Below are 25,229 nucleotides of genomic sequence, written 5' to 3'. Positions count from 1 at the left end.
TAAAATCAAACGCTATTTTACAGCGAATGGCAGATGAATTACATCCAGCAACGGAGATATCAGATGTTTCCATGTCTGAATGCTATTATGAGGAAATCGAATACCAGGCAAAATCATGGTCGAAGTCAAGAAAAGTCATCGTACAATCTGTTCGTCCTGCGGGTGAACTGTTTTTTACCCATTCCTTTTTTGTAACGAATTTAAAAGATGCATTCACTCCAGAAACTATCGTTCGTTCTTATCAAAAAAGAGGGACGATGGAGAACTATATCAAGGAAGCTAAAAACGGTTTTTATCTGGATAAAATGAACAGCCATTCTTTCCAGGTAAATGAAGTCAAAATGATGTTAAGTCTATTATCGTACAACCTAACGAATTGGCTACGTACCCTTTGCTTTCCAGAAAAACAGACAAGTATGCAAATCGAGACCATTCGTACAAGAATTATTAAAGTTGCGAGTAAATTAGTAAAATCGGGACGATCCCTCTACTTTAAATTGTCCTCTAGTTTTGTGTACCAAAAATTCTTTTGGGAAGTACTTCAGCGAATTCAACGTCTTAAGCTAGAATAATTCAATTGAATAGCTGTTTTTTTAAAAGGATGAAAGACCAAGGGGGTAGTATGCCCAAAATCAGGATTTTACTGCCATTCACCTTTATCATTTATCATATTTATCGAAATTAACAGCTCTTACTTGTTTAGATAACAAAAAATCATTGGATTTGGTATCAAATTAAATCTTCATAGGAAGTATGAATAATTCAGGGTTAAGTATATCCCGAATCCAGAAGTGGTTAATGACTTAAAATCTTTTTTCTATGAAGTGGCTGAAACCAATGAAGCAGATGATTTGTTCAATATTATAATGAAATACAAAAAGATATTAAAAAACAAAAGGTACGAGGATTTATTAAAATATCTAGAAAATCCTTTTTATTCGGCACATATGAAGACTTCGTACGGTTTTGAAGTTCTCCATCATGTAGAACCGATTATCTCACTAGAAGAACATCTAAAAATTCAAGAAGTGCTAAAAAAATTGAAAGATGAAGTATTTCAAGCCATAACCAATGCAAAGGACAGAGGATACATTACTCCACAATGTATATTTTGCAAAAAAGACATGACTTTTAAAACTTCAAAACTGGGAGAAAGCAGTTACTATATCTGTAAAAGAAAACATGAGGAAATCAGAATTACGGTAGAACAATTGAATGAGAACATTCAATCTAAACTTTCAATCATTATAAAACATATCCCAGTTGACACAATTAAAAGCTTTGTATTTTCCCATTTATCTAGAATCGAAAAGGATTACAATCATGAGATCATTAACTTAAATCGAAAGTTAAGCTCAATTCATTCTACTATAGTAGAAAAATATGCGGCAAAAAAGAACATCGATTCACTCATTGAGATGATGCCTTACGATATGCCCGATATGATACGAAAGGGGTATCACGGAAACTTCGAGATGACCTTCCAATATTTCCTGATACAAATGCACCCATAAAGCCCTTCCCTATTCTACATCAGGCTAATTTTCATTTTCCAATCATATCTTTTCGCCGTCATCATATGCTGAAATAGTGCCGAAGAAATGAGGGGATGTTATGGCTGTTGTTCAAGCCACAGAATCAGATATAAGTTTACTGGCACGTCTGATGCGCGCGGAAGCAGAAGGAGAAGGGGTTTTAGGAATGCTTCTTGCCGGAAATGTGATGGTGAACAGAGTTCGAGCGAATTGCTTGGACTTTGTTGCGATTCGAACCATTCCACAAATGGTTTATCAATCTCCTGGTGGTTTTGAAGCAGTACAAAAAAGCTACTTTTACCAACGAGCTCGGGAACAAGAAAAAAGGTTAGCAAGGCGTCTCGTGAACGGGGAAAGATTCCATCCTGCACAACATTCCCTTTGGTTTTATCGTCCGGAGGGGCCTTGTCCTCCAACTTGGTTTGGCCAACCGAACGTGGGACGTTATAAAGCCCATTGTTTCTTTTCTCCGGTGTATAGTGATTGCCCTAATATTTATTAAGAAAGTGAGAGGAAAGGACGATTCCTCCCCTACTTTCGCTGTCGCTTCGAAGTCGGGTTCTCTTCACCCAATTTTGATGAAAAGGAGGCTCAACATGTATCCTTATTATTGGTATGGTTACCCAACGCCCTTATCCTACCCTTCTCCTGCTCCCGATGCATCTCGGCAACAACAAGGAATGCTTCCAATGGAACAATCTTATATCGAAAATATTCTTCGTCTTAATTTAGGAAAACGAGTGCATGTGTATATGACTTTTGAAAACAATCCGGAATGGCCATCCCAAATATTTACTGGAATTCTGGATGAAGCAGGACGCGATCACATTGTTCTTCGGGATGAACAAGAAGGTCGTTGGTACTTACTCTTAATGGTTTATCTCGATTTCGTCGTGTTTGATGAACAGATGGAATATGACTATCCGGTTATTCCATCGTCCAATAACTTTTTATCCGAATATCCTCCTCGTTAATGAATCTTTGCCATCTGACAGTTACTTTTCAGATGGCTTATTTCTTTTCCCAAAGATGTTTTTTAAAAAAAGAAGTTTTCCCCTTGAAAGTCAAAAAAGGTCAGTGTATAATAAAATCACAAAGGTCAAATATAGTCAAAGTCAAACTTTACTTTTTCAATCATTTTCTTTGATTTGCCTTATATCCTTCGATACGTTCAAACTGAATTTTTCTTCTCCGTTTTAGTAACACTAGTGGTGAAATCATATTGTCAAAACATAATATAAAGGAGGATGAGTACATGAAAACTTGTGAAAAATGCCAATCAAACCCTGCACGGATTGAATTAAATATGAATATTAACGGTAAAAAAATGAAAATGAACGTATGTGAATCATGTTATCAAGATGTAAGAAAAGAATTGAAACAACCGGCTGGATTTGGTCCCGGTCATCCCTTCTCTGCTTTCGATCAAATGTTTAAAGATATGATGGGTGCAAATCAAATGAATTCCTTCAATAAGCTGCAACAACAAACACAAACTGGTGGACGTGGCGGCGGATTGCTTGATAACCTTGGGAAAAATCTGTCGGACGCAGCAAAAGCAGGTCTCATTGACCCGGTCATTGGTCGAGATAAAGAAGTGGAACGAGTCATCGAAATATTAAATCGCCGCAATAAAAACAATCCGGTTTTAATCGGAGAACCAGGAGTTGGAAAAACAGCAATTGCGGAAGGTCTTGCCTTACGCATCCACGAAAACAAAGTGCCGAATAAGTTAAAGAACAAAGACATTTACTTGTTAGACGTATCCTCTCTTGTTGCAAACACTGGTATTCGAGGTCAATTCGAAGAGCGAATGAAACAACTATTACAAGAATTGCAAGAACGGAAAAACATCATTGTCTTCATTGACGAAATCCACCAAATCGTTGGAGCGGGATCGGCAGAAGGATCATCGGATGCCGGAAACATTATGAAACCAGCCCTTGCTCGCGGGGAAATTCAAGTGATCGGTGCGACAACGCTTGCTGAGTACCGGAAAATTGAAAAAGATGCAGCATTAGAACGTCGCTTCCAACCTGTCATCGTTGAAGAACCGAGCGTAGAAGACACCATCCAAATTTTAAAAGGACTGAGAGATAATTACGAAAAATATCATCAAGTTTCATACACGGATGAAGCGCTGGAAGCATGCGCTCGTTTATCTCACCGCTATATCCAAGATCGTTATTTACCGGACAAAGCGATTGACTTAATGGACGAAGCGGGATCAAAAATAAACCTTACTCACAGTGCCGATGATGAAGATAACATCCAAAGCCGGCTTGAGCAAATTGCCGTTGAAAAAGAAAAAGCGAAAGAAAAAGAAAACTATGAACGTGCTGCTGAACTTCGAGACGAAGAAATCAAACTACAGAAACAGCTAAATGAAAAGCACAATCGCCAAACAAAAAATAAACCAACCGTAGATGTGGAAACGATTCAACTGATCGTTGAAAACAAAACAGGCATTCCAGTACGTCGCTTACAGAAAGACGAACAACAAAAAATGAAAGATTTACCTGAAAGACTACAAAAACGCGTCATTGGCCAAGATGAAGCGGTAGATAAAATCACTCGGGCCATTCGCCGTAATCGCAGTGGTCTTCGTCGTGGCAATCGTCCAATCGGTTCCTTCCTATTCGTTGGACCAACCGGAGTCGGAAAAACTGAGTTGGCTAAATCCCTCGCAGATGAATTGTTTGGAGACCGTGACGCGATGATTCGTCTTGATATGAGTGAATATATGGAAAAACATTCCGTCTCTAAATTAATCGGTTCTCCACCGGGATATGTCGGTCACGAAGAAGCAGGACAACTGACAGAAAAAGTCCGCCGGAAACCATACAGCATCGTTCTCTTAGACGAAATTGAAAAAGCTCACCCGGACGTACAGCATATGTTCCTGCAAATAATGGAAGATGGACGCTTAACAGATAGCCAAGGCCGAACAGTGAGTTTTAAAGATACCGTGCTCATTATGACTTCCAACGCCGGTTCAAGCGTCAAAAAAGTAACCGTTGGATTTGGAAAAGACGGTACGGTAGAAGAAAACATCATTGAATCCCTATCTGATTATTTCCGACCGGAATTTTTAAACCGTTTTGACGGCATTATTGCATTTAATGAATTGAAGAAAGAGCATTTAATTCAAATCGTTGACTTAATGCTTGCAGAAATTATCGAAACTGCGAAAGAACAAGGAATGACGATTGAAGTAGACGAAAAAGCAAAAGAAAAACTTGCGGATAAAGGATATGACCCAGCCTTTGGTGCACGCCCACTCCGCCGCGTCATCGAAGAGCATGTAGAAGACGGCATTGCTGATTTAATGCTGGAAGAAGAAAATCTAAAACATGTAAAAGTGACAGTCAAAAATAATGACATTGTCGTAACAAAAATGTAACTAGTTTAGGCACTTGTTGTGAGTAAATGGCACAACAAGTGTCTTTTTTCTTTTCACTTACATATACATGAGACAAACCGTAAACCGCTCTGTAATATCTAGCGCTTCATTCAAATTCATGGTATAAAAAGATGGTATGATTATTTCAGACATTTATTTCGTCTAAAGGAGAATGTTTTCGTGGAATGGAAAAATTTTTTTCGTGGATTGGCGATAGGGGCTAGTGACATTATCCCTGGAGTAAGTGGTGGAACGATTGCCCTTATTCTCGGCATTTACCCTCGTCTCATTGAAGCGATTTCGTTATTTTTTACGCATCAGTGGAAACGGCAACTTGCTTTTCTGCTTCCTCTTGTCGTTGGCATCGGCATTGCTATCTTTAGTTTGAGTAATTTGTTAAAGTGGCTCCTTGCGACTTATCCAGAACCCACTTTCTTCTTTTTTACTGGCTTAATTGCCGGCACGATTCCTTTTCTTTTAAAGGAAGCCGACTATAAACAACAATTCCAATTCCATCATTATGGACTTGCTATTTTCGCAGCAGTGGCAATTATTTTAACCGGCATCATCCGAGGAGAAGAAACGAGTGCGGTCCTTACGAATCTTGCGGTAAACGATTATATTTTTCTTTTCATTGCAGGAATTCTTGCTAGTGCAGCGATGATTCTTCCCGGTATTAGTGGTTCGTTTATTTTGGTGCTCCTTGGATTTTATGAAACAATCATTCGAGCGATATCGACTTTACACTTTCCCATTATCATGACCGTTGCCATCGGAGTTGTCGTTGGAATCGTCAGCATGAGTAAACTGTTGCATCGTCTGCTAAAAACCCATCGGAATGCCATTTATGCCTTGATGAGCGGTTTACTTTTTGGTTCATTATTCGTCATATTTCCTGGGATACCGGAAAATCTCATCCTCCTCGTGATGAGTATTCTTACTTTTATCACTGGATTGTCGATTGCAATCATCCTTGGCAAAGTGGAATGATGACAAACACCCAGCTAATTTGCGTACGCTTTTAGCTGGGTGTTTCTATCACTTCTTTATTTTTGAAACAGCAACCACAAGCAAGACCCAACCGATAATAAAGGAGACGCCTCCAATCGGTGTGATCGCTCCTAGCCATGTCATTCCCGTCAAAGCCATCACATATAGGCTACCGGAAAAAATCACGATACCAAATAATAAAAGCCAACCGGACCAAGTCAAAGCAGAAGAATCACCAGTGTAGGCTGCTAAGGTTCCCACAATTAAAATACCAAGGGTGTGAAACATTTGGTATTGTACTCCCGTTTGATAATTGGACATCATCTTATCGGACAATGTTCCTTCCAATCCATGGGCACCAAAAGCTCCCAGTCCTACTGCAAGCGCAGCACCTAAAGCTCCGATCATGACAAACACTCTCCACATCCTTTTTATCCCCCTCGTTAAAATTTAGCTGAGCCCTTTTCAGCCTCGGCGAAGCGAACGCTTGACAAACCGAACTTGCCAATGGTTTAAAATGGAAATACCAAGGGCTTATTTTGCTATGCCTTCTTTTGTCCCCTTCGCCCTTGTTAACCCTCTCGCTAAACCATTGGCGTGTTTGTCAAGAGCGATGGCGGAGGTTTCCACCAACATAAATGGTATTAACTGTTAAACTCTTTGTTTTTCATAGATCTTTTGACACTACCTTAAAATTCAAGCAAATTCCCTTCAGTAGAAGGAATATCCCCTTGAATCGTTCGTTTTGAAGAGATGGCTTTCTTCGTTGGTTGGGGACGGTCATTCACTTGATTCCTTTTCTTTCCTTCTTCTTCATCGACTTGAAGCAATACGTCACAGTAAGACTGTAAAACGAGCGCATGGGATTTTACTTTTTCTTTATTTCCAGCTTCTAATTCGTTAGCCAATTGAAGCAGTGCTTCTTCCATTTTTTCTACAATCGTTTCTGCAGAAATATACATACACCTCATCCTTTCTCTTCGTTAGTATAACATAGCTATTCTTATTTCTTCCTTTCATTTTTTGCAAAGATTGTACTTCATCAAAAACGCCTAGACTAGAAATATTCCCAGTCTAGGCAGATGCTTTATTTTATTATTGAGTAACCAAAGGGCTCTACTTTTTCATAATCTTCTTTATAAATGACCCAAAAATCACCATCATCATCTTTGACGACTAATTCTTTTTCATTTGTGTTCTTTTTTGCTTCCATTTCACTCGCAAACTTTTCGGCCGGGATTTGATGATCGTCGATTAAAATATATCCCATTGCCTCACCTCCATTTGTAGTAAGAAATATTCCCGCCCACTATCAGAACCAAACTACTCTACTTCGTCCGTCACAAAACGTTAACATCATTTCGGTGCAGAAAAACGTCTTAACAGATGAATGACAATCGGTAAGAACAAAAACAAAGCGATGACACGAATGATGTGAAGACTGGACACAAGCGTCGGCTCAAGGTGCAATGCCATGGCAGTGGAACTCATTTCAGCAGCCCCGGCTGGAGCGGTGCTTAATAAACTCGTCATATAAGGTAGATCTGTGAGCCAGTGAAAAATCGCCGCATTGACTAAGCTAAATAAAAAGTAAACGGCAAGTAACAATGCGCTTACAACGCCAATTTCTTTTAATTTTAGAAAAGTGGAGCGATCAAAACGTACCCCGACCATGACACCAATCAATGCTTGTCCAATTCCTGCGATATACGTAGGGATAGATGGAGCGTTTGTCAGTATCCACTCACTCATGACAAAACCGGCAAAGACACCGTAAAATAACGTGCCGGCCGGGAGTTTCCAGAGGGAAAATAAAATGATGGCGAGCAGTATCGCCACGAAAAAACCGATCAACGTTCCAATCGATATGGATTCAAACAATGGTTCTCCTTGCACTTTCGTCATATCCCCAGGATAAAAGACGCTTGCAAGGAACGGGACAAGCATGACAAATAAAGTGATTCGCGCGGTATGAAACGCTGCCACAATGCGATTATCAGCCCCGTACTCTCCACTAAAAGCAATTACTTCCGATGCTCCTCCTGGGACCGTGGAAAAATACGCGGTGAGCGGATCCAAATCGGTCCAACGATATAATAGCCATCCAATTCCAACCCCGGCAAGTAAGGTGATTGTTAACGAAATAAGAAGAGGTAGAAAATAATGTAATAGGAGCCGAAACAATTCCGGTTCCATCATAAACCCAACATTGACTCCAACATAGCCTAACGCAAAGCGAAACGGCATCCCGCTAAAAGACAGCGGTCGTAAAAATAAGCCGTAACTTATTCCGACTACAAGCCCGCCGATTAAAAAACCAGCTGGAACTCCAATGAAAGAAAAAAGCACGCCCACGAATAGCGCAATTACTATACAGACAAAATGTTCCCGTCTCAATCCTTTTCCTTCTTTCTGTTTAACGTGTCGTGTCATAAGGAAATTCATTCGGATGATATCCGTACCGAGTTCCGTCGTTCAAAGAGGCAATTTTTCTCATATCTTCTTCATCTAAAGAAAAATCAAATACTTCTCCATTGGAGCAAATTCGTTCTGGTGTCACAGACTTCGGAATTGTAACGACACGATGTTCAAGACACCATCGAATAAGTACTTGCGCTGGCGTTTTATTATGTTTATTCGCAATGTTGCAAATCACTTCATTATTTAGTATTTCCCCTTTTCCAAGGGGACGCCATGCTTCTAACTGAATGTTTTGTTCTTGACAAAAAGAAAGCAATTCTTCTTGAAATAGACGCGGATGAAATTCCACTTGATTCACCATCGGTTTGATGTCGAAATTGTTTATTATCGTCTCTAAATGTTCGATGGTAAAATTACTCACCCCGATTGCCCGCACTTTCCCTTCTTTATACAACGTCTCTAATGCGCGCCACGTTTCTTCATATGTATCTGGGCGTGGCCAGTGAATTAAATATAAATCGATGACATCAAGGCCTAGTTTTTTCCGAGAACGCTCAAAGGCTTGTAACGTGTTATCATATCCTTGTTCATTGTTCCACACTTTCGTCGTAATAAACAGCTCTTCTCGAGGAATCCCACTTTCTTTCATCGCTTCTCCTACACTTTCTTCATTCGCATAGAAAGAAGCAGTGTCAATACTGCGATATCCCGCTGCAAGCGCAGTTTTCACCGCTCGTTTCACTTCTTCACCAGCTTTTGCTTGATACACACCAAGACCAACAAAAGGCATTTTCACTCCATTAGAAAGGGTTGCCGTTGCTGTTTCAATCGTCGTCATTTCTCATCCTCCTTTATATGTTTCGAATACACCAATTGACTTCTTCTCGACCCGCTTCTTTTAAAAACTGATTGGCACGGGAAAACGGTCGACTGCCAAAAAACCCTCGATGTGCCGCAAAAGGACTCGGATGAGGAGATTTAATCATGTAGTGATGCGACGCAGTAATGAGCGCTTCTTTTTCTTGCGCATTTCTTCCCCATAAAATAAATACGACCGGATCTTCTTTTTCATTTACCCGACGAATGACCTCATTGGTAAATTTCTCCCATCCCATTCCGCGGTGAGAGTTCGCCATTCCTGCTCGCACCGTTAACACAGCATTTAACAATAACACTCCTTGTTTCGCCCAGTCCGTTAAACAACCGTGATTAGGAATGGGACAACCAAGATCATCATACAATTCTTTATAAATGTTTTGCAAAGAAGGCGGAATACTCACTTCAGGACGAACAGAAAAGCTAAGGCCATGGGCTTGATTCGGTCCATGGTAAGGATCTTGACCGAGAATGACTACTTTCGTATTTTCATAGGTCGTATAATGAAGCGCGTTGAAAATATCATACATATCCGGGTAGATCGTCCGTTCCGTATATTCTTTCTTTAAAAATTCTCGCAAGCGAAGATAATACTCTTTTTTAAATTCCTGTTCGAGTAACGGGGCCCAGTCATTTTTTAAAATACTCACTTGTCCTTACTCCTCTCTCTTCAAAATTTTTCGCTTTTTTATTGAAGTAAGCCGTGAATTCCTAGTATAGTGGGAGAAAGAGGTGAATAAAATGGATAGAGATGAACAGCATATCGAAAAAAACTCCGATTCGTTGCAACAAGAAAATCATCCATCCGATGATGGATCAATGGAGAATAGTGATGAAAACTTCGTTGTTACTCAAACTACCAATGGAAAAGCCATCGCTTCACTGATCCTAGGCATTTTATCGATTGTAATGATTTTCTTTTTCCCACTGATTACCCCTGTTTTCGGGATTTTAGGGCTTATTTTCGGATTCATTGCCTTAAGAGAGATGAAACAAACATTTCAATCTGGCCGAGGATTGGCTATTGCCGGCAATATATGTAGTATTATCGGTCTCGTTTTATCCGGAGTCATTATTCTATTAGTTATTATAGGGATTGCTTTGTTTATGGAAATGGATCCTACCCCCATGTTGTGAAAAAAAGACAGGTTCCTACCCATTGCGGAAAAGAGCCTGTCTTTATTGTTTTCACAAAATGTTTCACGTGAAACATTAGCGCTCAATGAGACGCTCTAGTTCGGAAAACATCGCCTCATTTGCTCCGATAATAAATAATCCTTTTTCTTCCCTTTTGACCGACGTCTTTCCTCCCGCTTCTTCTACGATTAAAAGACCCGCTTCTACGTCCCAATCATTGAGTTTTAATTCCCAATAACCATCTAAACGACCTGTAGCGACTTGGCATAAATCAAGGGCAGCACTTCCTAACCTGCGAATTCCACCAATTTTCGGGAGAATTACTTGAAAATGAGGAAGATTGTTATCCTCATCCACCCCTTTATCGTACGGAAAACCTGTTGCGAGGACAGCGCGATCTAATTTATCGGTCGTTGACACGGTGATTTTTTCTCCGTTTAAAAACGCTCCTTCTCCTTTGATTGCTTCATACGTTTCTCTTAATTTCGGAGCATGAACAAGACCCACCACCGTATCTTTTTGATAACGAATTCCGATGGAAATGCCGTAAAAAGGAATCCCTTTCGCATAATTCACCGTCCCATCAATTGGGTCAATCACCCATTCATAAGGAGCACTGCCAATGATTTCTCCACTTTCTTCGGTAATAATGGAATGGTCAGGAAAATGGGTTTGAATGTTTTCTTTTAAAAAGTTTTCCGTCCATACGTCCATTTCCGTCACTAAATCAATAGCCGATGTTTTGCTCGTCATTTGAAGAGGCCCTTCTGCTTTTTGTAACAGCTCTTCTCCTGCTTCTTGCGCCCACTCCTTCGCGAGAGTTAACATCTTTTTCCAATACGTCTGCATCGTTCCACACCTTTCTCACAACTACTCCTCTTCTATCATAGCGAATCTCTCACCGAAACAAAAATTTCTTACGGATGAACGATGGCAACCGTCATTCCGTCTCCAATGGGAACAATGACAGACTCCAGTTTCGGATGGCGCGCCACCATTTCATTCAATGCTTTCATCTGTTTCGTATAGCGCCTCGGCTCTCTCTCTTCATCCGCCACGCTCCCCCGAGCAAGCACATTATCCATCGTGATCACTGCTTTCGGAGCAGCAAGTTCGATACAATAATTTAAATAATTCTCATAATTTCCTTTATCTGCATCGATAAAGAAAAAGTCAAATCGTTTCTCTTTCTTCACTAATTGTTCTAAACTATCAAGGGCAGGCCCTGTCATATAAGTCACTTGCTCACCGAAACCGGCTTTCTCCATATTTCTTTTTGCTAACTGAGCATAGGCTTCCTTTAATTCAAGGGAAGTTAACTTCCCATTTTCAGCCATTCCTCTTGCTAAATGAATCCCACTATATCCACCAAGGGCGCCGATTTCTAATATATTTTTCGCTCCCGTCATCTTCACAAGCAATGTGAGCAACTTCCCAGTAGAAGGAGACACGGAAATGAAAGGCATGTCATTTTCTCGTATAGAATCAAGTACTTCCTCCAGTAATGGATCTTGTTTGTCATACAATGCGTCAATATAATGATTGATTTTTTCCAAAACATTTGCCCCTTTCTTTATCATCTCCTCTATCATACCAACATTGTAGGAAAAGGAATATTAATTGTCGTTAAGATGTTAATCCTTGTAGGAAAAAAAGGAGCTGTCCAAAAAGTCATGATTGGTGACTTTTTGGACATTTTTTTGTTACCGCTTCATCAAAAATTGCTTCTGGAAACGCCCCTTGGCCGAATCATGGCATGTTTCCAACACCAAATTGTTGATGGAAGTAAGTCATGGATAGTCATGCCACCGTTTCATTCAAAAATAGTTTGTGGAAACAAGCTATGAATGGATCATGGCACCGTTTCAATCCAAACACCATTGTGAAAGCAATCCATACACGATGTATGGCACCGTTTCAGCGCTAAATGATTGTTGAAAGGAACGCTCGATTTATTTTTCAGAACTTATTAGACAGCCTCTTCTTCCACGTCCAATCAAATATTTTTATTTTAAATCATCTAATATAAATACTTCTCCAGTTGCTGCATGGACTCCATAAGGACAGTCAATTTTCCCACATAAAATATATTGTTGTGACGTTGCATCATACACATACACTGGTGTCAGTTCTATTTCTTCTCTTATTTTCTCGTATGCTTCCTCTTTTTGAATCGTGATTTTCCCAGGCGCTTCAAAATCTTCGTATGTCGCAAGTAAAAGTTCATTATCTAAGTAATTAACAACTTGTAAGCTCACTGAATCAAGAAAAACATTTAATTTTCTCTGAAATATTCGGTTATTTGGTGTGGTGTGTTTTAAAGTGGCAAGGATATATCCGTTCTCACGATGGATGGTTTTCAGTACCCATTTACCGGAATCAGATGGAAATTGCTTTCTCATAAACGTTTCCACCGATTGAATCACTTGGTTTCGTTCGGCTATTGTGATTGGAAGCGTATCTGGATGAGGTTCATGGGTTTTCACCTGCTCCATACTTACTTCCTCTTGCCAATCAATCGGTGCACCTTCAAAAGGTTCCAAAATCGGTGTCTCCCACTTCAATCGTTCATCGATTTGGTCGTAATATCTTCTTTCCACAAATAACTCGAAAGGGATCGTCTCTAAAGCATCATTGGTAACGTAGATTTCTTCTATGCCGTACACAGGGACAAGCTGGTGATGTTCATCGAAAGGAAATTCAATAAGTTTTAACTGTTCCATGATGAAAGGTTCTAATTCATTTACCTTTAAAGTAAATGTTTCTTCTTTTACGTTCTTTTTAGACGGAAAATAGCCACCGATAGAGAAGAAAGTAAGATTCCCTTTTTCGTCGAACTTCACTTCCATAGAGCCAGAAGGAGAAACATTCACTCCATCGATACAAGCTTGAAATAAAAACTCCTGTTCTTTCTCTTTCAAGATTTCAAACTGCTTCTCATAGACGAGTCCCGTTTCCCGTTCCAACCATTGAATCACTTCCTCTTTATCTTTGCGTTGGAACGTCATACCATTTGCAAAAGATTTTTCACCAACAAAAATGACACTTTCCAATTGACGAGTATGTACATCGATCTCCACAGAAGCCGTGCCTTTTGGGTTCAAACCATCTTCTTCTCTTTCTTTTTTATGAGGAGGTAACCACTCCATCCCTAATGTATAAATTGTTTCTTTAAAAATGGTTGCTTTTCTTTTCAATTGATAAGTGTGCAAATGATATTGTTCTAGCCCTAGCTTTGTTTCGGTATATTCGATTAATTCTTTTAGTCTTTGCTCCAAAAAATACCCCTCCACTGATAGACTGAATGATAATGGATTTTCTATCACAATCAAGTGTATAGAAATATTGTAGCATGAGTTGGAGTGGTTTGATGATTGCTTCGATGTACAAACGAAGAATGAAAGCAGCAACAGTGATATCAGTGATGATTTTCATGATCGCTATTGGAGCCATGCTCATCGATTTTCCGCAAAAAGCAGAAGAGTGGATGAATGTGGTGTCGATTGGCATGGTTGGCTTATTCATAGGTATCCTTGCATTATCGAGTAGAAAGAAATATTTAAAAGTTGTAAATATCCATATTCCAGAGAAAAAAATATCCATCCAAGCACTTGATCACCTTGTTTTTAAAAAAAGATATCGGTATTTTCCCTCGTTTGCTACTGTTTAAAAAAGATGGACATTTCATTGGTAAGGTAAAGCCTGTCCGAACGCCTATTATCTTTTATCCACTTAGTTTCATCCTGCAAGACACGCTTATTATGCTTCTTCCGATTACTTATGGACTCTTTTCGAAAGATGGAACGTTACTGGATCGATCGTAACGATAGAAGATGAAAAAGGAGATAAGCTTGGCGAATACAGACAGAAAGATTGGAAAAGTATCATCAATGTGAAGGGTAAATTGCTGGACAAAGAGGGAAATCTCATGTTTTCAGTAGAAATCAAAGGGATGTTCGGTGATTTTACCCTCCGTGATGAAATCGGCAAACAGTGGGCTCATTTTTATGGTGGGTATTTTCCTCATACATACACAAAACCTTTTTCGAGATATCGATAACCACTTGCCGATGACCTTGCGGAAAACGAGAAAAAATTGCTTATCTAGAACGTAGTCGATAGCACTTCTAAACGTTGAAGTTGCTTATACTCATGGTTAGATGAATGCTCAAATCGAGTTGTAACAAAAACAAAAATTAACCCTGTGCCCTTTTCACTTGGCACAGGGATATGTTTGGCATTAAATGACACCTTGTGCAATCATCGCATCGGCTACTTTCACGAAACCGGCAATGTTTGCTCCTAAGACGAGGTTATCCGGGTCACCATATTCATTTGCTGCCTCTACACAAGAAGTATAAATATTTTTCATTGTTTCTTGCAGTTTTTCATCCACTTCTTCAAATGTCCAAGATAGTCTCATGCTGTTTTGTGACATTTCAAAGGAAGAAACGGCGACGCCTCCTGCATTGGCTGCTTTCGCCGGAGCATAATGCACATCACTTTCAACGAACAAATCAATCGCTTCTAATGTCGATGGCATGTTTGCGCCTTCTCCCACTGCTTTCACGCCGTTTTCAACCAGTGTTTTCGCAGCTTCTTCATCAATTTCATTTTGGGTAGCACATGGAAATGCAATGTCGCAAGGAATTGTCCAGATTCCTGTACATCCTTCATGGTACGTTGCACTTGGATGTCTGTTCACGTATTCGGAAATTCGCTCATTTCCTTTTTCTTTTAACTCTTTCACTGTTTCTACATCGATACCATTTTCATCATACACGTATCCGTCGGAGTCACTGCAAGCAACAACGGTGGCACCTAACTGGATTGCTTTTTCCATCGCGTAAGTAGAGACATTTCCCGAACCAGAAACGATTACTTTTTGACCTTCCAAAGAGAGACCGTGGTCTTTTAACATTTCATTCACGAAATAGACAAGCCCGTATCCAGTTGCTTCTTTTCGTCCGATACTTCCACCGACCATCGGATTTTTACCTGTAATAACTCCCGCTTCATAAGCACCACGCAAACGTTTATATTGACCGAACATATAACCAATTTCCCGAGCACCTACTCCGATGTCTCCTGCAGGAACGTCTACGTCCGGACCAATGTGACGCCACAATTCCGTCATAAAGCTTTGAGTGAAACGCATAATCTCCCCATCAGATTTCCCTTTTGGATCAAAGTCCGCTCCACCTTTTCCACCTCCGATTGGTTGTCCGGTGAGCGAATTTTTAAAAATTTGCTCAAAGCCTAAAAACTTAATAATACTTAAATTAACCGATGGATGAAAACGAATACCGCCTTTGTATGGCCCCAAAGCGCTATTAAACTGTACCCGATATCCCCGGTTTACTTGGATCTTACCGTTATCGTCCACCCAAGGTACGCGAAAAGAAATCACCCGTTCTGGCTCAACAATTTGTTCTAAAATATTATGTTCAATATATTTTGGTTCTTTTGCAAATACCGGCACAAGCGAATCAAAAATTTCTTTTACCGCTTGATTGAATTCACTTTCATGAGGATTTCTTTCCAATACTTTATCATATATGTCACGAACATACTCTTCCGCATTCATTTGGTTTTGTTTCACTGTTTCTGTCATTGTCATCACTTCATATCAAACTCCTTTGTGAGAAAGGATGCGAAAAAAAGACAATCTTATTCTTGTATTTCCCGAAAATAAGCATATTATCATTTTATATTTACCGATTCATCTAAACAATATGAAAAAAAGATAACATTAATGCTAAAATGAGATAAGAGAACTTTTTATATGCTACGGAGGAGATAAAATGGAGCTGAGGCAAATCAAATATTTTATTGAAGTAGCGAAAAGGGAACATGTGACGGAAGCGGCTCATGCATTGCACGTTGCCCAATCAGCGGTCAGTCGGCAAATTTTTAATTTAGAAGCTGAACTTGGTGTTGATTTATTTATACGCGAAGGACGAAGTGTCAAACTTACTCCAATTGGTGAGATGTTTCTTATCCATATGGAACAAGCGATGCGCGTAATTGATAATGCGCTTCGTGAAATTGCCGAGTACACGGACCCTGATAAAGGCACGATTCATATTGGATTCCCGAGTAGTCTTGCTTCTTATATTTTACCTACTGTCCTTTCTGCTTTTCGCGAAAAACACGAACAGGTCCAATTTAAACTAAAGCAAAACTCCTACCATCACTTAATCAATGACGTGATTAAAGGAAATATCGATATGGCGCTGTTAGGACCGGTTCCGCATAAAGAAAAAAAGTTGAAAGGAACGATTCTTTTTACAGAAAAAATCGTCGCTTTACTGCCTGCAAATCATCCCCTCGCTGACAAAAAAGTTTTACAATTAAGTGAATTACGGGATGATTCCTTTATTCTGTTTCCGAAAGGATATATATTAAGAGATATTATTATGGAAGCATGTCTTCACCAAGGCTTCCAACCAACCGTCGCCTTTGAAGGAGAAGATATTGACGCCATCAAAGGCCTCGTTTCTGCCGGGCTCGGAATTTCCCTAGTCCCCGAGATTACACTTATCGATAATGTCCCCCGACGAACCAAAAAAATACCAATTGCGGAACCAGAAGTTACTCGCACAGTTGGTATTATTGTACCAAATGAACGCGAACTTTTGCCAACGGAGAAGTTATTTTACGAATTTGTTCAAGATTTCTTCCATACACTTGACCAATTCCAAAATTAACGAAAGAGGGAAAATGATGCGCATTCAAATTGTAAGCGTCGGTAAAATAAAGGAAAAATTTTTAAAACAAGGTATCAGTGAGTTTGAAAAAAGACTGCGTCCCTACTGCTCACTCACTTTCAGCGAAGTGGCCGACGAACAAGCCCCGGAACAGTTAAGTGAAAAAGAATTAGAATTGGTAAAAGAAAAAGAAGGACAACGGATATTAAATAAGATAAAAGACGAACAATACGTGATTGCCCTTGCGATTGACGGGAAAGAATGGTCTTCCGAAAAATTAGCAGAAGAATTAGAAAACCTCAGTGTATATGGTAAAAGCAACGTCACCTTTGTCATCGGAGGCTCCAACGGACTTAGTGACGAAGTATTCAAGCGGGCAAACGTCAAACTCTCTTTCTCCAAAATGACGTTTCCGCATCAATTCATGAAATTGATATTACTGGAACAAATTTATCGTGCTTTTAAAATTCAACGGAACGAACCGTATCATAAATAGAGACAAAAATTGTTGGAGATAAGGTGGTAATTCTTTATCGGAAGCGGGTATTGAAAACGTGTGTTCATTATCCGTTTCACGATATAACAAGTGAATTAGAGTAAAAGTTTTTGATATATTGATTTCGGTAAAATCAAAGTCAAGTTCAATTTCTTTTACTGTTCGCGACTTGTCTTTTAGTTGTTTAATCGTTATATGATTAATTAGATGTTGGAGTAATTGTTTTTTATTCTCCCGTGAAGTCTTCTTATAAGTCGAGAGAAATCGTTCCAATAGCGTCTCAATTAGCTCTGGTTGAATTACCTTTGAATCATTAGAACCTAATTGTATAGTTATCTCGTTCTTTCTTTGTTCTAACTCCTCCTTTTCATTACTAACTTTCTGTAATCTATCTTGTAGGATACTAGTTGGTAGGGTGTTCTTTTCAAATGCTTCCATATAACGATCTTGTAATGACTCTATTTCTGTTAATCGTTCTTCTATACTTTCAAATTCCTTATTGAGCTGACTAAGGAAACCAACAGAGTTTGAATTTATATCTTGGAGCGTTTTGTATAATCTCTTCTTAGAAAGAAATGCTTCAATTCTCTTAATAACTAGATTTTCTGCATCGTACGCCTTAATTGAGTTTGACTTACAAGCAGCCGATCCTTTGTTATGGAAATCACCACAAACATAATAGCGATACTTTCGTTTTTCCCCGTCTTTATTTTTCCGAGTAGTAATTGAGGGAACCATCCCCTGACCGCAATCAGGACATCTCAAAAGACCACTAAGTAGGAAAGGCTCATTGGATTGGCGTTGTTTAAATGATCTACTTTTTCTTCTTGCTTGAACGATACTCCATAACTCGTCGGAAATAATGGGTTCATGCTTCCCGTCAACGCGAATTGGATTAGGGTTTTTCCCTCTTCTTCGTTGTGTATCCCAGTTTTCGAACTGTAACCATCGAATTTTTCCAATGTATACAGGGTTGTCTAAAATTTGAGCGACACCGTTGATATAAAAATGCCGATTACGTTTAGTTCTATGTCCGGCTTTGTTTAAGTGATTAGCAATTGCTTTCAGGCCTTTCCCATCTGCGTACAGTGTATAGATTAACCTGACTACTGATGCTTCCTTTTGATTGATAACAAGCATTTTCTTGTCAGTATGATCATAGCCAAACACCACCCCGCCATTCCAAAGTCCTTCCAAAGCCCTTTGTTTCATGCCAAGTTTAACGTTTTCCGCTAATGTATTACGTTCCATTTCTGCGATAGAAGCCATAAGCTGTACAACCAAACGACCAATAGGGGTTCCGGTATCAAAGTTTTCAGAGTAAGAAATGAACTTTACCCCATAATACTCAAATTTATCTAGCAGATTAAGGGTGTCCAACATATTACGTGAAAGCCGAGATATTTTCCATACAAGAACTGCTTGGAACTTATTCTTTTCAACATCTGCAACAAGTTTGCGCATGGCAGGACGTCCTTTAATATTCTTTCCACTAATTCCCTCGTCAACATATTCTTCTGCTACCTCCCAGCCATATAGTTGTGAATAATGACGTAAAGTTTGTAGTTGGGCAGCAATACTGTAGCCTTCAGTTGCTTGTTCTTCGGTACTTACACGACAGTAAATAGCAACCTTTTTTATCTCTTTCATATTTATTCTCCTTTCACCCTTATAATACACTGAAATTAATAGAAGGAGAAAAGGGACTTTGTTGTCCAATAAATATTAGGCAATACTTTAATAAACGGAGAATTATCTTTTGTTTATTAAACTAAAAAGAATGATACATAGGATACATATGACAATAATGGAGGAGTGAGAAGATGTATTATTCACCATATATGTATCCAAATTACTATGTAAGTGTTCCAATGCACCATGTTCGCCAACATCCTATATATTGGGGTTACCCACAAGAAACAAATATGGGGAGCATGTATCAACCAACGCAAATAGAAGATAGAGCAAAAAATATGGCATTTAAAGATCAAGGGAAACAGCCATTCGTAATAAATATAGAGGAAGCTGCGGAAAGGAATCGCAACTTTCGCACGGCAATATGGACCGGAAATCATTTGCAGGTTACATTGATGAGTATTGGTGTTGGAGAAGACATTGGTTTGGAAGTCCATCCAGATGTAGATCAATTTCTACGTATTGAAGAAGGTCAGGGGCTTGTTCAAATGGGTGACACCGAAAATAATTTGAACTATGAAAGAAGGGTTTCTGAAGATTATGCTATCATGGTTCCTGCTGGTAAATGGCATAATTTAACAAACACTGGAAATAAGCCATTAAAGTTATATACCATTTATGCACCTCCAGAACATCCATTTGGAACGATTCACCAAACGAAAGCAGATGCAATGGCTGCGGAAGAAGGCGGTAATTCGGCCAATCCAACTTATTTCGGTAGAACTCCAGATGAATGGGTACAGTATACAGAGTTTTTAGTGAAAGAAGGATTAGAAGACGTTAAGAGAGGAATAAATGCTACACATATCCTTCAAGAGTTTATTCTCATGGGAGTTCTCGTTGGAAAAGGCTATTCTCCTAAAAGAGCATATGAGACTGTAGAAGAATGGGAACGTACGGGAGAATCAAAACTTCTTCCGCAAAGTAAAAATATGTAGGGATAGTCTAGTATTAAATGGGGTTTGTCATTTTGACAAAACTCCTTTTTTTATTTTTATGAAATGTTAAATGTAACTTTCATCAAATTTTCACATTGGAAGGGTAAGGTACATTAGACGGAGTTTGAAAGTGAGGAAATACGATGGCTATAGCAAGTAAGTTAACAGCAATTGGTATAATTGCTCTAAGTTTCGCAGTAGGCTTTCTATCCTTCTATCTGTTAAGTGACTTAACTAGAGAGCAAAAGAAATTACAGGTAGAGGAAATAATATCGCAATTATTCAATTTTGTAATCTTTATTTGGATTGGGAAAATCTTAATAAACCTTTCCACTTTTATATCGGATCCTTTATCCATTTTGGCTTATCCGAGTGACTCAAAATCATTTTATTTTGCTATTGTATCAATAGCATTAATGCTTCTATATAAATCGAAACAAAAAAACATGCAAGTAATTCCCTTATTGGATTCTTTTGTCCATCTATTTCTTATTAGTTCGTTTGTATATGAGTTTATTCAATTCGTTGTAGTGGATAATTTCTATGCATTGGGATATTTAATTTTATTATCCATTTTAATCGCTATATTCTTTTTGTTACGGGAGCGTTTTACTACTTTGAAGATGTTGACGGTCATTGTTATAGTTTGGTCGATTGGTATGCTTATTTTAGGATTTGTTCAGCCTTTTGTGACGGTCTTTGGTTATATCATGGCACCATGGTTTGTTGGATTGTTTTTAGTAATGAGCGTCGGTATTTTAACTTATAAAATAAGAAGGGGGGCTACATAATGGGTATTATTGAGACTGATACGATGCTACTGGTAGGAATGCTATTAGCAATAGGAGCTGGTGCTTTATCATTTTTATCGCCATGTGTTTTGCCAATTTTCCCAGCCTATATGTCGTATATAACGGGCATTAGTGTAAAGGAATTACAAGGTAATAAGAATAGAAAAATAGTTCGCCAGTTATTCGCTCATTCGTTCTTCTTCCTTTTAGCAGTTTCCCTAGTATTCCTTAGTTTAGGTGCCAGTGCTTCGTTTTTAGGACAATGGGCGCAAAAACTCTTGGTTGGTGATTCTGGACTACTCATTCAGCGGATAGCAGGAGTTTTTATTATTATAATGGGGTTATTTATAGCGGGTTGGATCCAAATACCGTCTCTAATGAAGGAACGGCGGTTTCATTATACGAAAAAACCAGCTGGATATGTTGGGACATTCTTTATTGGGCTTGGGTTTGCTGCTGGATGGACACCTTGCATCGGACCAATTTTCGGTTCCATTCTACTCTTAGCTGCTAGTAATCCCGGTCAAGGAATGTTTTATACGATTATGTATGTATTTGGATTTGCATTACCATTTCTGGTCTTAACATTCTTTATTGGGAAAACGAAATGGATAGTACGGCATAGCAACATCATAATGAAGATAGGTGCCATCATGATGATTTTGATGGGATTCGTTCTATTCTTCGGATTAATGCCACGTATTTCAGGATTCTTACTAGATTTAGTACAAGATACTTGGTTATCAAGATTAGGGTAAACTTAGGAGGTGTTTGTGATGAAAAAATGGATTCTTTTAGTTGTAGTGATAGGTATGGTAGGCTGGGCAGTCTATGATTTCCTCGACTCAAACAAAAAGTCTGCGGTCCATTTTGAAAATGTAGAGGAGCTACAAGAAGTAGAGGCTGAAGCTACAGATGAAGGAGTAGAAGAAAATCAGAAGCCTGTTATTGGTTTGGAAGTTGGGAACAAGGCACCAGATTTTCAACTAGATACGTTAAGTGGGGACAGTGTAAAATTATCGGACTTTCGTGGACACCGTGTAATGATTAATTTTTGGGCAACATGGTGTCCACCATGTCGAGCAGAAATGCCTGATATGGAAAAGTTCCATCAAGATAAGGATATTGTTATTTTAGCAGTTAATCTAACCAATTCGGAATCTAGTGTAGAAGATATAGAGAACTTTGCTGACGAATATAAACTAACTTTTCCAGTTTTAATGGATCCCAATTTAGACGTAGCAAATCTCTATGCAATCCAACCAATTCCAACTACTTATATGGTTGATTCCAACGGATTGATTAGTTACAAGGCATATGGTGCAATGAATTACGATATGATGGTGCAGGAATTTGAGAAGATGGAGTAAATTACATATGATGGGCAAAGAGGTGAGAGAATGAAACAAACCATATTAGTTGTTGAAGACGATAAAATGATACGTGATTTAATCAGCATTTATTTGAAAAAATCAGGCTATGATGTTGTGGAGGCTGTAGATGGAGAGGAAGCAAAGGAAGTATTTCTATCGAAACATCCTTGTCTTATCATACTAGATCTAATGCTCCCTAAACTTAGTGGAGAAGAATTTTGTACGTGGGTTCGGGAACAAGAGAGAAATGAAGTATCGATCATTATGCTATCTGCTAAATCACGTATAGAGGATAAAATTAATGGGTTAAAGATTGGGGCAGATGATTATATAGTGAAACCATTTGAACCAGAGGAACTTCTAGCTCATATTGAAGCTGTACTACGGCGAACAGGGCAATTTTGCCAGAAGATTACTTATGATGGATTATGTATTAAACCTCGAAAAGGGGAAGTTTTACTTTTGGATCAAGAAGTAAAACTAACGAAGCATGAGTTCAATCTATTATATTATTTTATGGAGAATCCGAATACGGTTATCTCTAGAGAAAGCCTTTTGAATCAACTATATCCTTATGCGGACAAATTAATACTAGACCGGACAATAGATGCACATATAAAGAAACTAAGGAAAAAAATCGAAGAAAATCCAGCTGTACCTAAACGAATTATTACGGTCCGAGGAATGGGGTATAAATTTGTTACGGAATAAAATAAGAAAGGTGCTTGTTCCCAAACAATTTCTTTTTCGATTAACGTTTATTAACATATTAGTGATTGCTGCATTTGTAGGTTTAAGTAGTTGGGCAATTTATAATACTGCATGTGTTCTTGCGGATGGATTAACTTCAATGAGTAATCAAAAACAAGCTCAATTCGAGACGACATTATTTCAATACTTGTGGATATTCAGTATTTCTACCATTATTATTGGTAGTCTTATTCATTTCTATTTAACCAAAAAGTTGATTCATCCATTAAAAGAACTAATTTCCTCTACTAAAAGGATGAAACAGGGTGAATATCCTAATCCTATTCAAGCTAAATCAGATGGTGAAATAGGCGAATTAATTAGTCATTTTAATGATTTAATTAAACAGCTTGAGGATAATGAACTTCATCGACAAAAACTAGTTTCTGATTTATCCCATGAGTTTCGTACTCCTCTATCCAACTTAAAAGGGTATCTCCGTGCATTACAAAGTGGAGTGATTCAAGGAGACGAAAAGCTATACCAATCTTTATTCAATGAATCAAAGCGGCTTATTCATTTGGTAGAGCAGATGGAACAACTGAAAGAATGGGATCACGTATCAACCCAGAGTTTTTCAGAAAAATCACTTGTTCAAATTGAAAAGATAGTGGAACAATCGATAGAAATGTTTCGCTGGGCAATAGAACAGGAAGACATTAACATGCAAGTAGACGTTGCACCGAGTATTATTAAACTAAATAGTGGTGCAATCTCACAAGTCATTAGTAATTTACTTGATAATGCCATTCGCTACTATGAGGGTAGTGGGTCAATAACAATCAAGGGAATAGATTCTCAATCAGAGTATAGGCTTAGTATAGCTGGACCCGGAAAATCTCTTTCGATTGATGAGCAGGAACGAATTTTTGAACGGTTTTATCGTGTTGACCATTCGAGATCACGAGAATATGGCGGTTCTGGTTTAGGGCTTGCTATTTCAAAAGAGATTATTGAACATCACCGAGGAAAGATAGGTGTTATTTCAGAAGAGAATGTGCATACCTTTTGGTTTAGTCTGCCTAAAGGATAAGTATTGACTTTTAGCTATCTCATGAGGGCATTATTAAAAAATAAGAGAGGCGAATAAAATGAAGTTTAATTTTAAGGACTCAGGAGCGTTAGAAGCAGAATTTGAATATGGTAAACTTGATATTTCGAGTAATTCGGAACTTGGCTTTCGACCAGTACAGCTACTCGTTTCGTCACTTGTGGGGTGTAGTGGGGGATTATTAAAGAAGGTAATGGAAAAGAAACGTATTGCTTTTGATACAATTAAAATGGAGGTAGAAATCGAACGTAATGAGGAAGAAGCGAATAAAGTTACAAAAATAGTGTTACATTTCACCTGAATTATTCATACTTCCAATGAAGATTTAATTTGATACCAAATCCAATGATTTTTTGTTATCTAAACAAGTAAGAGCTGTTAATTTCGATAAACATGATAAATGATAAAGGTGAATTGTAGTAAAATCCTGATTTTGGGCATACTACCCCCTTGGTCTTTCATCCTTTTAAAAAAACAGCTATTCAATTGAATTATTCTAGCCTTAGACGTTGAATTCGCTGAAGTACTTCCCAAAAGAATTTTTGGTACACAAAACTAGAGGACAATTTAAAGTAGAGGGATCGTCCCGATTTTACTAACTTACTCGCAACTTTAATAATTCTTGTACGAATGGTTTCGATTTGCATACTTGTCTGTTTTTCTGGGAAGCAAAGGGTACGTAGCCAATTCGTTAGGTTGTACGCTAATAGACTTAACATCATTTTTGCTTCATTCACTTGGAAGGAGTGGCTGTTCATTTTATCCATGTAAAAACCGTTTTTAGCTTCCTTAATATAATTCTCCATCGTGCCTCTTTTTTGGTAAGCACGAACGATATCCTTTGGAGAGAACGCATCTACTAGGTTTGTGACAAAAAATGAGTGTGTAAAAAACAATTCACCTGCAGGACGAACAGATTGTACGATTACTTTTCTGGACTTCGACCATGATTTTGCCTGGTATTCGATTTCCTCATAATAGCATTCAGACATGGAAACATCTGATATCTCCGTTGCTGGATGTAATTCATCTGCCATTCGCTGTAAAATAGCGTTTGATTTTA

Annotated in this window: 30 protein-coding genes; 18 read left to right on the top strand and 12 right to left on the bottom strand. The window is 38.5% G+C overall.

The window, feature by feature from the left end; all coding sequences use genetic code 11:
* The 6 genes from GJS40_RS07585 to GJS40_RS07560 all read left to right on the top strand — a co-directional run.
* Positions 1-572, top strand: a 572-nt coding sequence (locus GJS40_RS07585) for a transposase (protein ID WP_270897285.1), incomplete at its 5' end; no start/stop codon positions are given.
* Between the two features lie 219 nt (positions 573-791).
* Positions 792-1,514 carry a hypothetical protein gene (locus GJS40_RS07580; RefSeq protein ID WP_270897284.1) on the top strand — a complete coding sequence of 241 codons (723 nt, stop codon included), beginning with the start codon at positions 792-794 and terminating at the stop codon, positions 1,512-1,514.
* A gap of 100 nt (positions 1,515-1,614) precedes the next feature.
* Positions 1,615-2,037 carry a cell wall hydrolase gene (locus tag GJS40_RS07575; protein ID WP_270897283.1) on the top strand — a complete coding sequence of 141 codons (423 nt, stop codon included), beginning with the start codon at positions 1,615-1,617 and terminating at the stop codon, positions 2,035-2,037.
* A 94-nt stretch (positions 2,038-2,131) separates the two neighbouring features.
* On the top strand, positions 2,132-2,509 hold the full coding sequence (gene gerQ / locus GJS40_RS07570) for a spore coat protein GerQ (protein WP_270897282.1): 378 nt from the start codon (positions 2,132-2,134) through the stop codon (positions 2,507-2,509).
* A gap of 281 nt (positions 2,510-2,790) precedes the next feature.
* The gene (locus tag GJS40_RS07565; protein ID WP_270897281.1) at positions 2,791-4,938 is read left to right on the top strand and encodes an ATP-dependent Clp protease ATP-binding subunit; all 2,148 of its coding nucleotides are present in this window, start codon (positions 2,791-2,793) and stop codon (positions 4,936-4,938) included.
* 180 nt (positions 4,939-5,118) lie between these two features.
* Positions 5,119-5,928 (top strand): DUF368 domain-containing protein, encoded by an 810-nt coding sequence (locus GJS40_RS07560; protein ID WP_270897280.1) that lies wholly within the window; start codon positions 5,119-5,121, stop codon positions 5,926-5,928.
* Positions 5,929-5,976: 48 nt separating this feature from the next.
* Here GJS40_RS07560 and GJS40_RS07555 read toward each other — a convergent pair whose 3' ends face one another.
* From GJS40_RS07555 to GJS40_RS07530, 6 genes are all read right to left on the bottom strand, one after another.
* Entirely contained in the window at positions 5,977-6,354 is a 378-nt protein-coding gene (locus tag GJS40_RS07555) for a DUF423 domain-containing protein (protein WP_270897279.1), read from the bottom strand.
* 263 nt (positions 6,355-6,617) lie between these two features.
* Entirely contained in the window at positions 6,618-6,890 is a 273-nt protein-coding gene (locus tag GJS40_RS07550) for a DUF5327 family protein (protein ID WP_270897278.1), read from the bottom strand.
* 125 nt (positions 6,891-7,015) lie between these two features.
* Positions 7,016-7,198, bottom strand: coding sequence for a hypothetical protein (locus GJS40_RS07545; RefSeq protein WP_270897277.1), 183 nt, complete (start codon positions 7,196-7,198; stop codon positions 7,016-7,018).
* Between the two features lie 86 nt (positions 7,199-7,284).
* Positions 7,285-8,325 (bottom strand): AbrB family transcriptional regulator, encoded by a 1,041-nt coding sequence (locus GJS40_RS07540; RefSeq protein ID WP_270897276.1) that lies wholly within the window; start codon positions 8,323-8,325, stop codon positions 7,285-7,287.
* A 19-nt stretch (positions 8,326-8,344) separates the two neighbouring features.
* Positions 8,345-9,187 (bottom strand): aldo/keto reductase, encoded by an 843-nt coding sequence (locus tag GJS40_RS07535; protein WP_270897275.1) that lies wholly within the window; start codon positions 9,185-9,187, stop codon positions 8,345-8,347.
* A 13-nt stretch (positions 9,188-9,200) separates the two neighbouring features.
* Positions 9,201-9,875 carry a uracil-DNA glycosylase gene (locus GJS40_RS07530; RefSeq protein ID WP_270897274.1) on the bottom strand — a complete coding sequence of 225 codons (675 nt, stop codon included), beginning with the start codon at positions 9,873-9,875 and terminating at the stop codon, positions 9,201-9,203.
* Between the two features lie 91 nt (positions 9,876-9,966).
* On the opposite strand from GJS40_RS07530, the gene GJS40_RS07525 reads away from it, so the two are divergent.
* Positions 9,967-10,362, top strand: a complete 396-nt coding sequence (locus tag GJS40_RS07525) for a DUF4190 domain-containing protein (protein WP_270897273.1) — start codon at positions 9,967-9,969, stop codon at positions 10,360-10,362.
* A gap of 75 nt (positions 10,363-10,437) precedes the next feature.
* On the opposite strand, the gene GJS40_RS07520 is transcribed toward GJS40_RS07525, so the two are convergent.
* Positions 10,438-11,211: an inositol monophosphatase family protein gene (locus GJS40_RS07520; protein WP_270897272.1), complete on the bottom strand. Its 774-nt coding sequence runs from the start codon at positions 11,209-11,211 to the stop codon at positions 10,438-10,440.
* A gap of 68 nt (positions 11,212-11,279) precedes the next feature.
* Positions 11,280-11,918 (bottom strand): O-methyltransferase, encoded by a 639-nt coding sequence (locus GJS40_RS07515; protein ID WP_270897271.1) that lies wholly within the window; start codon positions 11,916-11,918, stop codon positions 11,280-11,282.
* A gap of 236 nt (positions 11,919-12,154) precedes the next feature.
* Here GJS40_RS07515 and GJS40_RS07510 point away from each other — a divergent pair, with 236 nt between their 5' ends.
* On the top strand, positions 12,155-12,289 hold the full coding sequence (locus GJS40_RS07510) for a hypothetical protein (protein ID WP_270897270.1): 135 nt from the start codon (positions 12,155-12,157) through the stop codon (positions 12,287-12,289).
* A gap of 79 nt (positions 12,290-12,368) precedes the next feature.
* Here the strand turns inward: GJS40_RS07510 and GJS40_RS07505 are convergent, their stop codons facing one another.
* Positions 12,369-13,640, bottom strand: coding sequence for a hypothetical protein (locus GJS40_RS07505; protein WP_270897269.1), 1,272 nt, complete (start codon positions 13,638-13,640; stop codon positions 12,369-12,371).
* Positions 13,641-13,732: 92 nt separating this feature from the next.
* On the opposite strand from GJS40_RS07505, the gene GJS40_RS07500 reads away from it, so the two are divergent.
* Positions 13,733-14,032, top strand: coding sequence for a hypothetical protein (locus tag GJS40_RS07500; RefSeq protein WP_270897268.1), 300 nt, complete (start codon positions 13,733-13,735; stop codon positions 14,030-14,032).
* A gap of 570 nt (positions 14,033-14,602) precedes the next feature.
* Here GJS40_RS07500 and gdhA read toward each other — a convergent pair.
* Positions 14,603-15,982, bottom strand: a complete 1,380-nt coding sequence (gdhA, locus tag GJS40_RS07495) for an NADP-specific glutamate dehydrogenase (RefSeq protein ID WP_270897286.1) — start codon at positions 15,980-15,982, stop codon at positions 14,603-14,605.
* Between the two features lie 184 nt (positions 15,983-16,166).
* Between gdhA and GJS40_RS07490 the strand changes: the two genes are divergently transcribed.
* Both GJS40_RS07490 and rlmH read left to right on the top strand, forming a co-directional pair.
* Positions 16,167-17,072: a LysR family transcriptional regulator gene (locus tag GJS40_RS07490; protein ID WP_270897267.1), complete on the top strand. Its 906-nt coding sequence runs from the start codon at positions 16,167-16,169 to the stop codon at positions 17,070-17,072.
* A gap of 16 nt (positions 17,073-17,088) precedes the next feature.
* Positions 17,089-17,568 (top strand): 23S rRNA (pseudouridine(1915)-N(3))-methyltransferase RlmH, encoded by a 480-nt coding sequence (rlmH, locus tag GJS40_RS07485; protein WP_270897266.1) that lies wholly within the window; start codon positions 17,089-17,091, stop codon positions 17,566-17,568.
* Here the strand turns inward: rlmH and GJS40_RS07480 are convergent.
* Entirely contained in the window at positions 17,509-19,218 is a 1,710-nt protein-coding gene (locus GJS40_RS07480) for a recombinase family protein (RefSeq protein ID WP_270897265.1), read from the bottom strand. The genes rlmH and GJS40_RS07480 overlap by 60 nt on opposite strands.
* Before the next feature lie 173 nt (positions 19,219-19,391).
* Between GJS40_RS07480 and GJS40_RS07475 the strand changes: the two genes are divergently transcribed.
* From GJS40_RS07475 to GJS40_RS07445, 7 genes are all read left to right on the top strand, one after another.
* Positions 19,392-20,201, top strand: coding sequence for a cupin domain-containing protein (locus GJS40_RS07475; RefSeq protein ID WP_060669090.1), 810 nt, complete (start codon positions 19,392-19,394; stop codon positions 20,199-20,201).
* Between the two features lie 143 nt (positions 20,202-20,344).
* Complete coding sequence (locus GJS40_RS07470; RefSeq protein WP_145524155.1) at positions 20,345-20,992, top strand: hypothetical protein; 648 nt, start codon at positions 20,345-20,347, stop codon at positions 20,990-20,992.
* A complete protein-coding gene (locus tag GJS40_RS07465; protein WP_010648805.1) occupies positions 20,992-21,750 on the top strand; it encodes a cytochrome c biogenesis CcdA family protein in 759 nt (252 codons plus the stop codon). The genes GJS40_RS07470 and GJS40_RS07465 overlap by 1 nt, the downstream gene beginning before the upstream one ends.
* An 18-nt stretch (positions 21,751-21,768) precedes the next feature.
* On the top strand, positions 21,769-22,362 hold the full coding sequence (locus tag GJS40_RS07460) for a peroxiredoxin family protein (protein ID WP_270897264.1): 594 nt from the start codon (positions 21,769-21,771) through the stop codon (positions 22,360-22,362).
* Between the two features lie 30 nt (positions 22,363-22,392).
* Positions 22,393-23,076 (top strand): response regulator transcription factor, encoded by a 684-nt coding sequence (locus tag GJS40_RS07455; RefSeq protein WP_060669092.1) that lies wholly within the window; start codon positions 22,393-22,395, stop codon positions 23,074-23,076.
* A complete protein-coding gene (locus GJS40_RS07450) occupies positions 23,063-24,148 on the top strand; it encodes a sensor histidine kinase (protein ID WP_010648802.1) in 1,086 nt (361 codons plus the stop codon). Before GJS40_RS07455 ends, GJS40_RS07450 begins: the two co-directional genes overlap by 14 nt.
* A 58-nt stretch (positions 24,149-24,206) precedes the next feature.
* On the top strand, positions 24,207-24,467 hold the full coding sequence (locus tag GJS40_RS07445) for an OsmC family protein (protein WP_270897263.1): 261 nt from the start codon (positions 24,207-24,209) through the stop codon (positions 24,465-24,467).
* Positions 24,468-24,657: 190 nt separating this feature from the next.
* Here GJS40_RS07445 and GJS40_RS07440 read toward each other — a convergent pair.
* Positions 24,658-25,229 (bottom strand): transposase (locus tag GJS40_RS07440; RefSeq protein WP_270897262.1); only part of this gene is annotated, 572 nt, incomplete at its 5' end.

The sequence above is a fragment of the Aliibacillus thermotolerans genome (assembly GCF_027853235.1).
Classification (GTDB): domain Bacteria; phylum Bacillota; class Bacilli; order Bacillales; family Marinococcaceae; genus Aliibacillus; species Aliibacillus thermotolerans.
Note: the sequence above shows the minus strand (reverse complement) of the source record. Positions and strands in the feature narration are given on the sequence as shown.

Coding starts and splice junctions, on each gene's coding strand:
- GJS40_RS07575 (WP_270897283.1), top strand. CDS start 1,615: ATGGCTGTTGTTCAAGCCACAGAATCAGATATAAGTTTACTGGCACGT.
- gerQ (WP_270897282.1), top strand. CDS start 2,132: ATGTATCCTTATTATTGGTATGGTTACCCAACGCCCTTATCCTACCCT.
- GJS40_RS07565 (WP_270897281.1), top strand. CDS start 2,791: ATGAAAACTTGTGAAAAATGCCAATCAAACCCTGCACGGATTGAATTA.
- GJS40_RS07555 (WP_270897279.1), bottom strand. CDS start 6,354: ATGTGGAGAGTGTTTGTCATGATCGGAGCTTTAGGTGCTGCGCTTGCA.
- GJS40_RS07550 (WP_270897278.1), bottom strand. CDS start 6,890: ATGTATATTTCTGCAGAAACGATTGTAGAAAAAATGGAAGAAGCACTG.
- GJS40_RS07545 (WP_270897277.1), bottom strand. CDS start 7,198: ATGGGATATATTTTAATCGACGATCATCAAATCCCGGCCGAAAAGTTT.
- GJS40_RS07535 (WP_270897275.1), bottom strand. CDS start 9,187: ATGACGACGATTGAAACAGCAACGGCAACCCTTTCTAATGGAGTGAAA.
- GJS40_RS07525 (WP_270897273.1), top strand. CDS start 9,967: ATGGATAGAGATGAACAGCATATCGAAAAAAACTCCGATTCGTTGCAA.
- GJS40_RS07520 (WP_270897272.1), bottom strand. CDS start 11,211: ATGCAGACGTATTGGAAAAAGATGTTAACTCTCGCGAAGGAGTGGGCG.
- GJS40_RS07510 (WP_270897270.1), top strand. CDS start 12,155: ATGGATAGTCATGCCACCGTTTCATTCAAAAATAGTTTGTGGAAACAA.
- GJS40_RS07500 (WP_270897268.1), top strand. CDS start 13,733: ATGATTGCTTCGATGTACAAACGAAGAATGAAAGCAGCAACAGTGATA.
- gdhA (WP_270897286.1), bottom strand. CDS start 15,982: ATGACAATGACAGAAACAGTGAAACAAAACCAAATGAATGCGGAAGAG.
- GJS40_RS07490 (WP_270897267.1), top strand. CDS start 16,167: ATGGAGCTGAGGCAAATCAAATATTTTATTGAAGTAGCGAAAAGGGAA.
- rlmH (WP_270897266.1), top strand. CDS start 17,089: ATGCGCATTCAAATTGTAAGCGTCGGTAAAATAAAGGAAAAATTTTTA.
- GJS40_RS07480 (WP_270897265.1), bottom strand. CDS start 19,218: ATGAAAGAGATAAAAAAGGTTGCTATTTACTGTCGTGTAAGTACCGAA.
- GJS40_RS07475 (WP_060669090.1), top strand. CDS start 19,392: ATGTATTATTCACCATATATGTATCCAAATTACTATGTAAGTGTTCCA.
- GJS40_RS07470 (WP_145524155.1), top strand. CDS start 20,345: ATGGCTATAGCAAGTAAGTTAACAGCAATTGGTATAATTGCTCTAAGT.
- GJS40_RS07465 (WP_010648805.1), top strand. CDS start 20,992: ATGGGTATTATTGAGACTGATACGATGCTACTGGTAGGAATGCTATTA.
- GJS40_RS07460 (WP_270897264.1), top strand. CDS start 21,769: ATGAAAAAATGGATTCTTTTAGTTGTAGTGATAGGTATGGTAGGCTGG.
- GJS40_RS07455 (WP_060669092.1), top strand. CDS start 22,393: ATGAAACAAACCATATTAGTTGTTGAAGACGATAAAATGATACGTGAT.
- GJS40_RS07445 (WP_270897263.1), top strand. CDS start 24,207: ATGAAGTTTAATTTTAAGGACTCAGGAGCGTTAGAAGCAGAATTTGAA.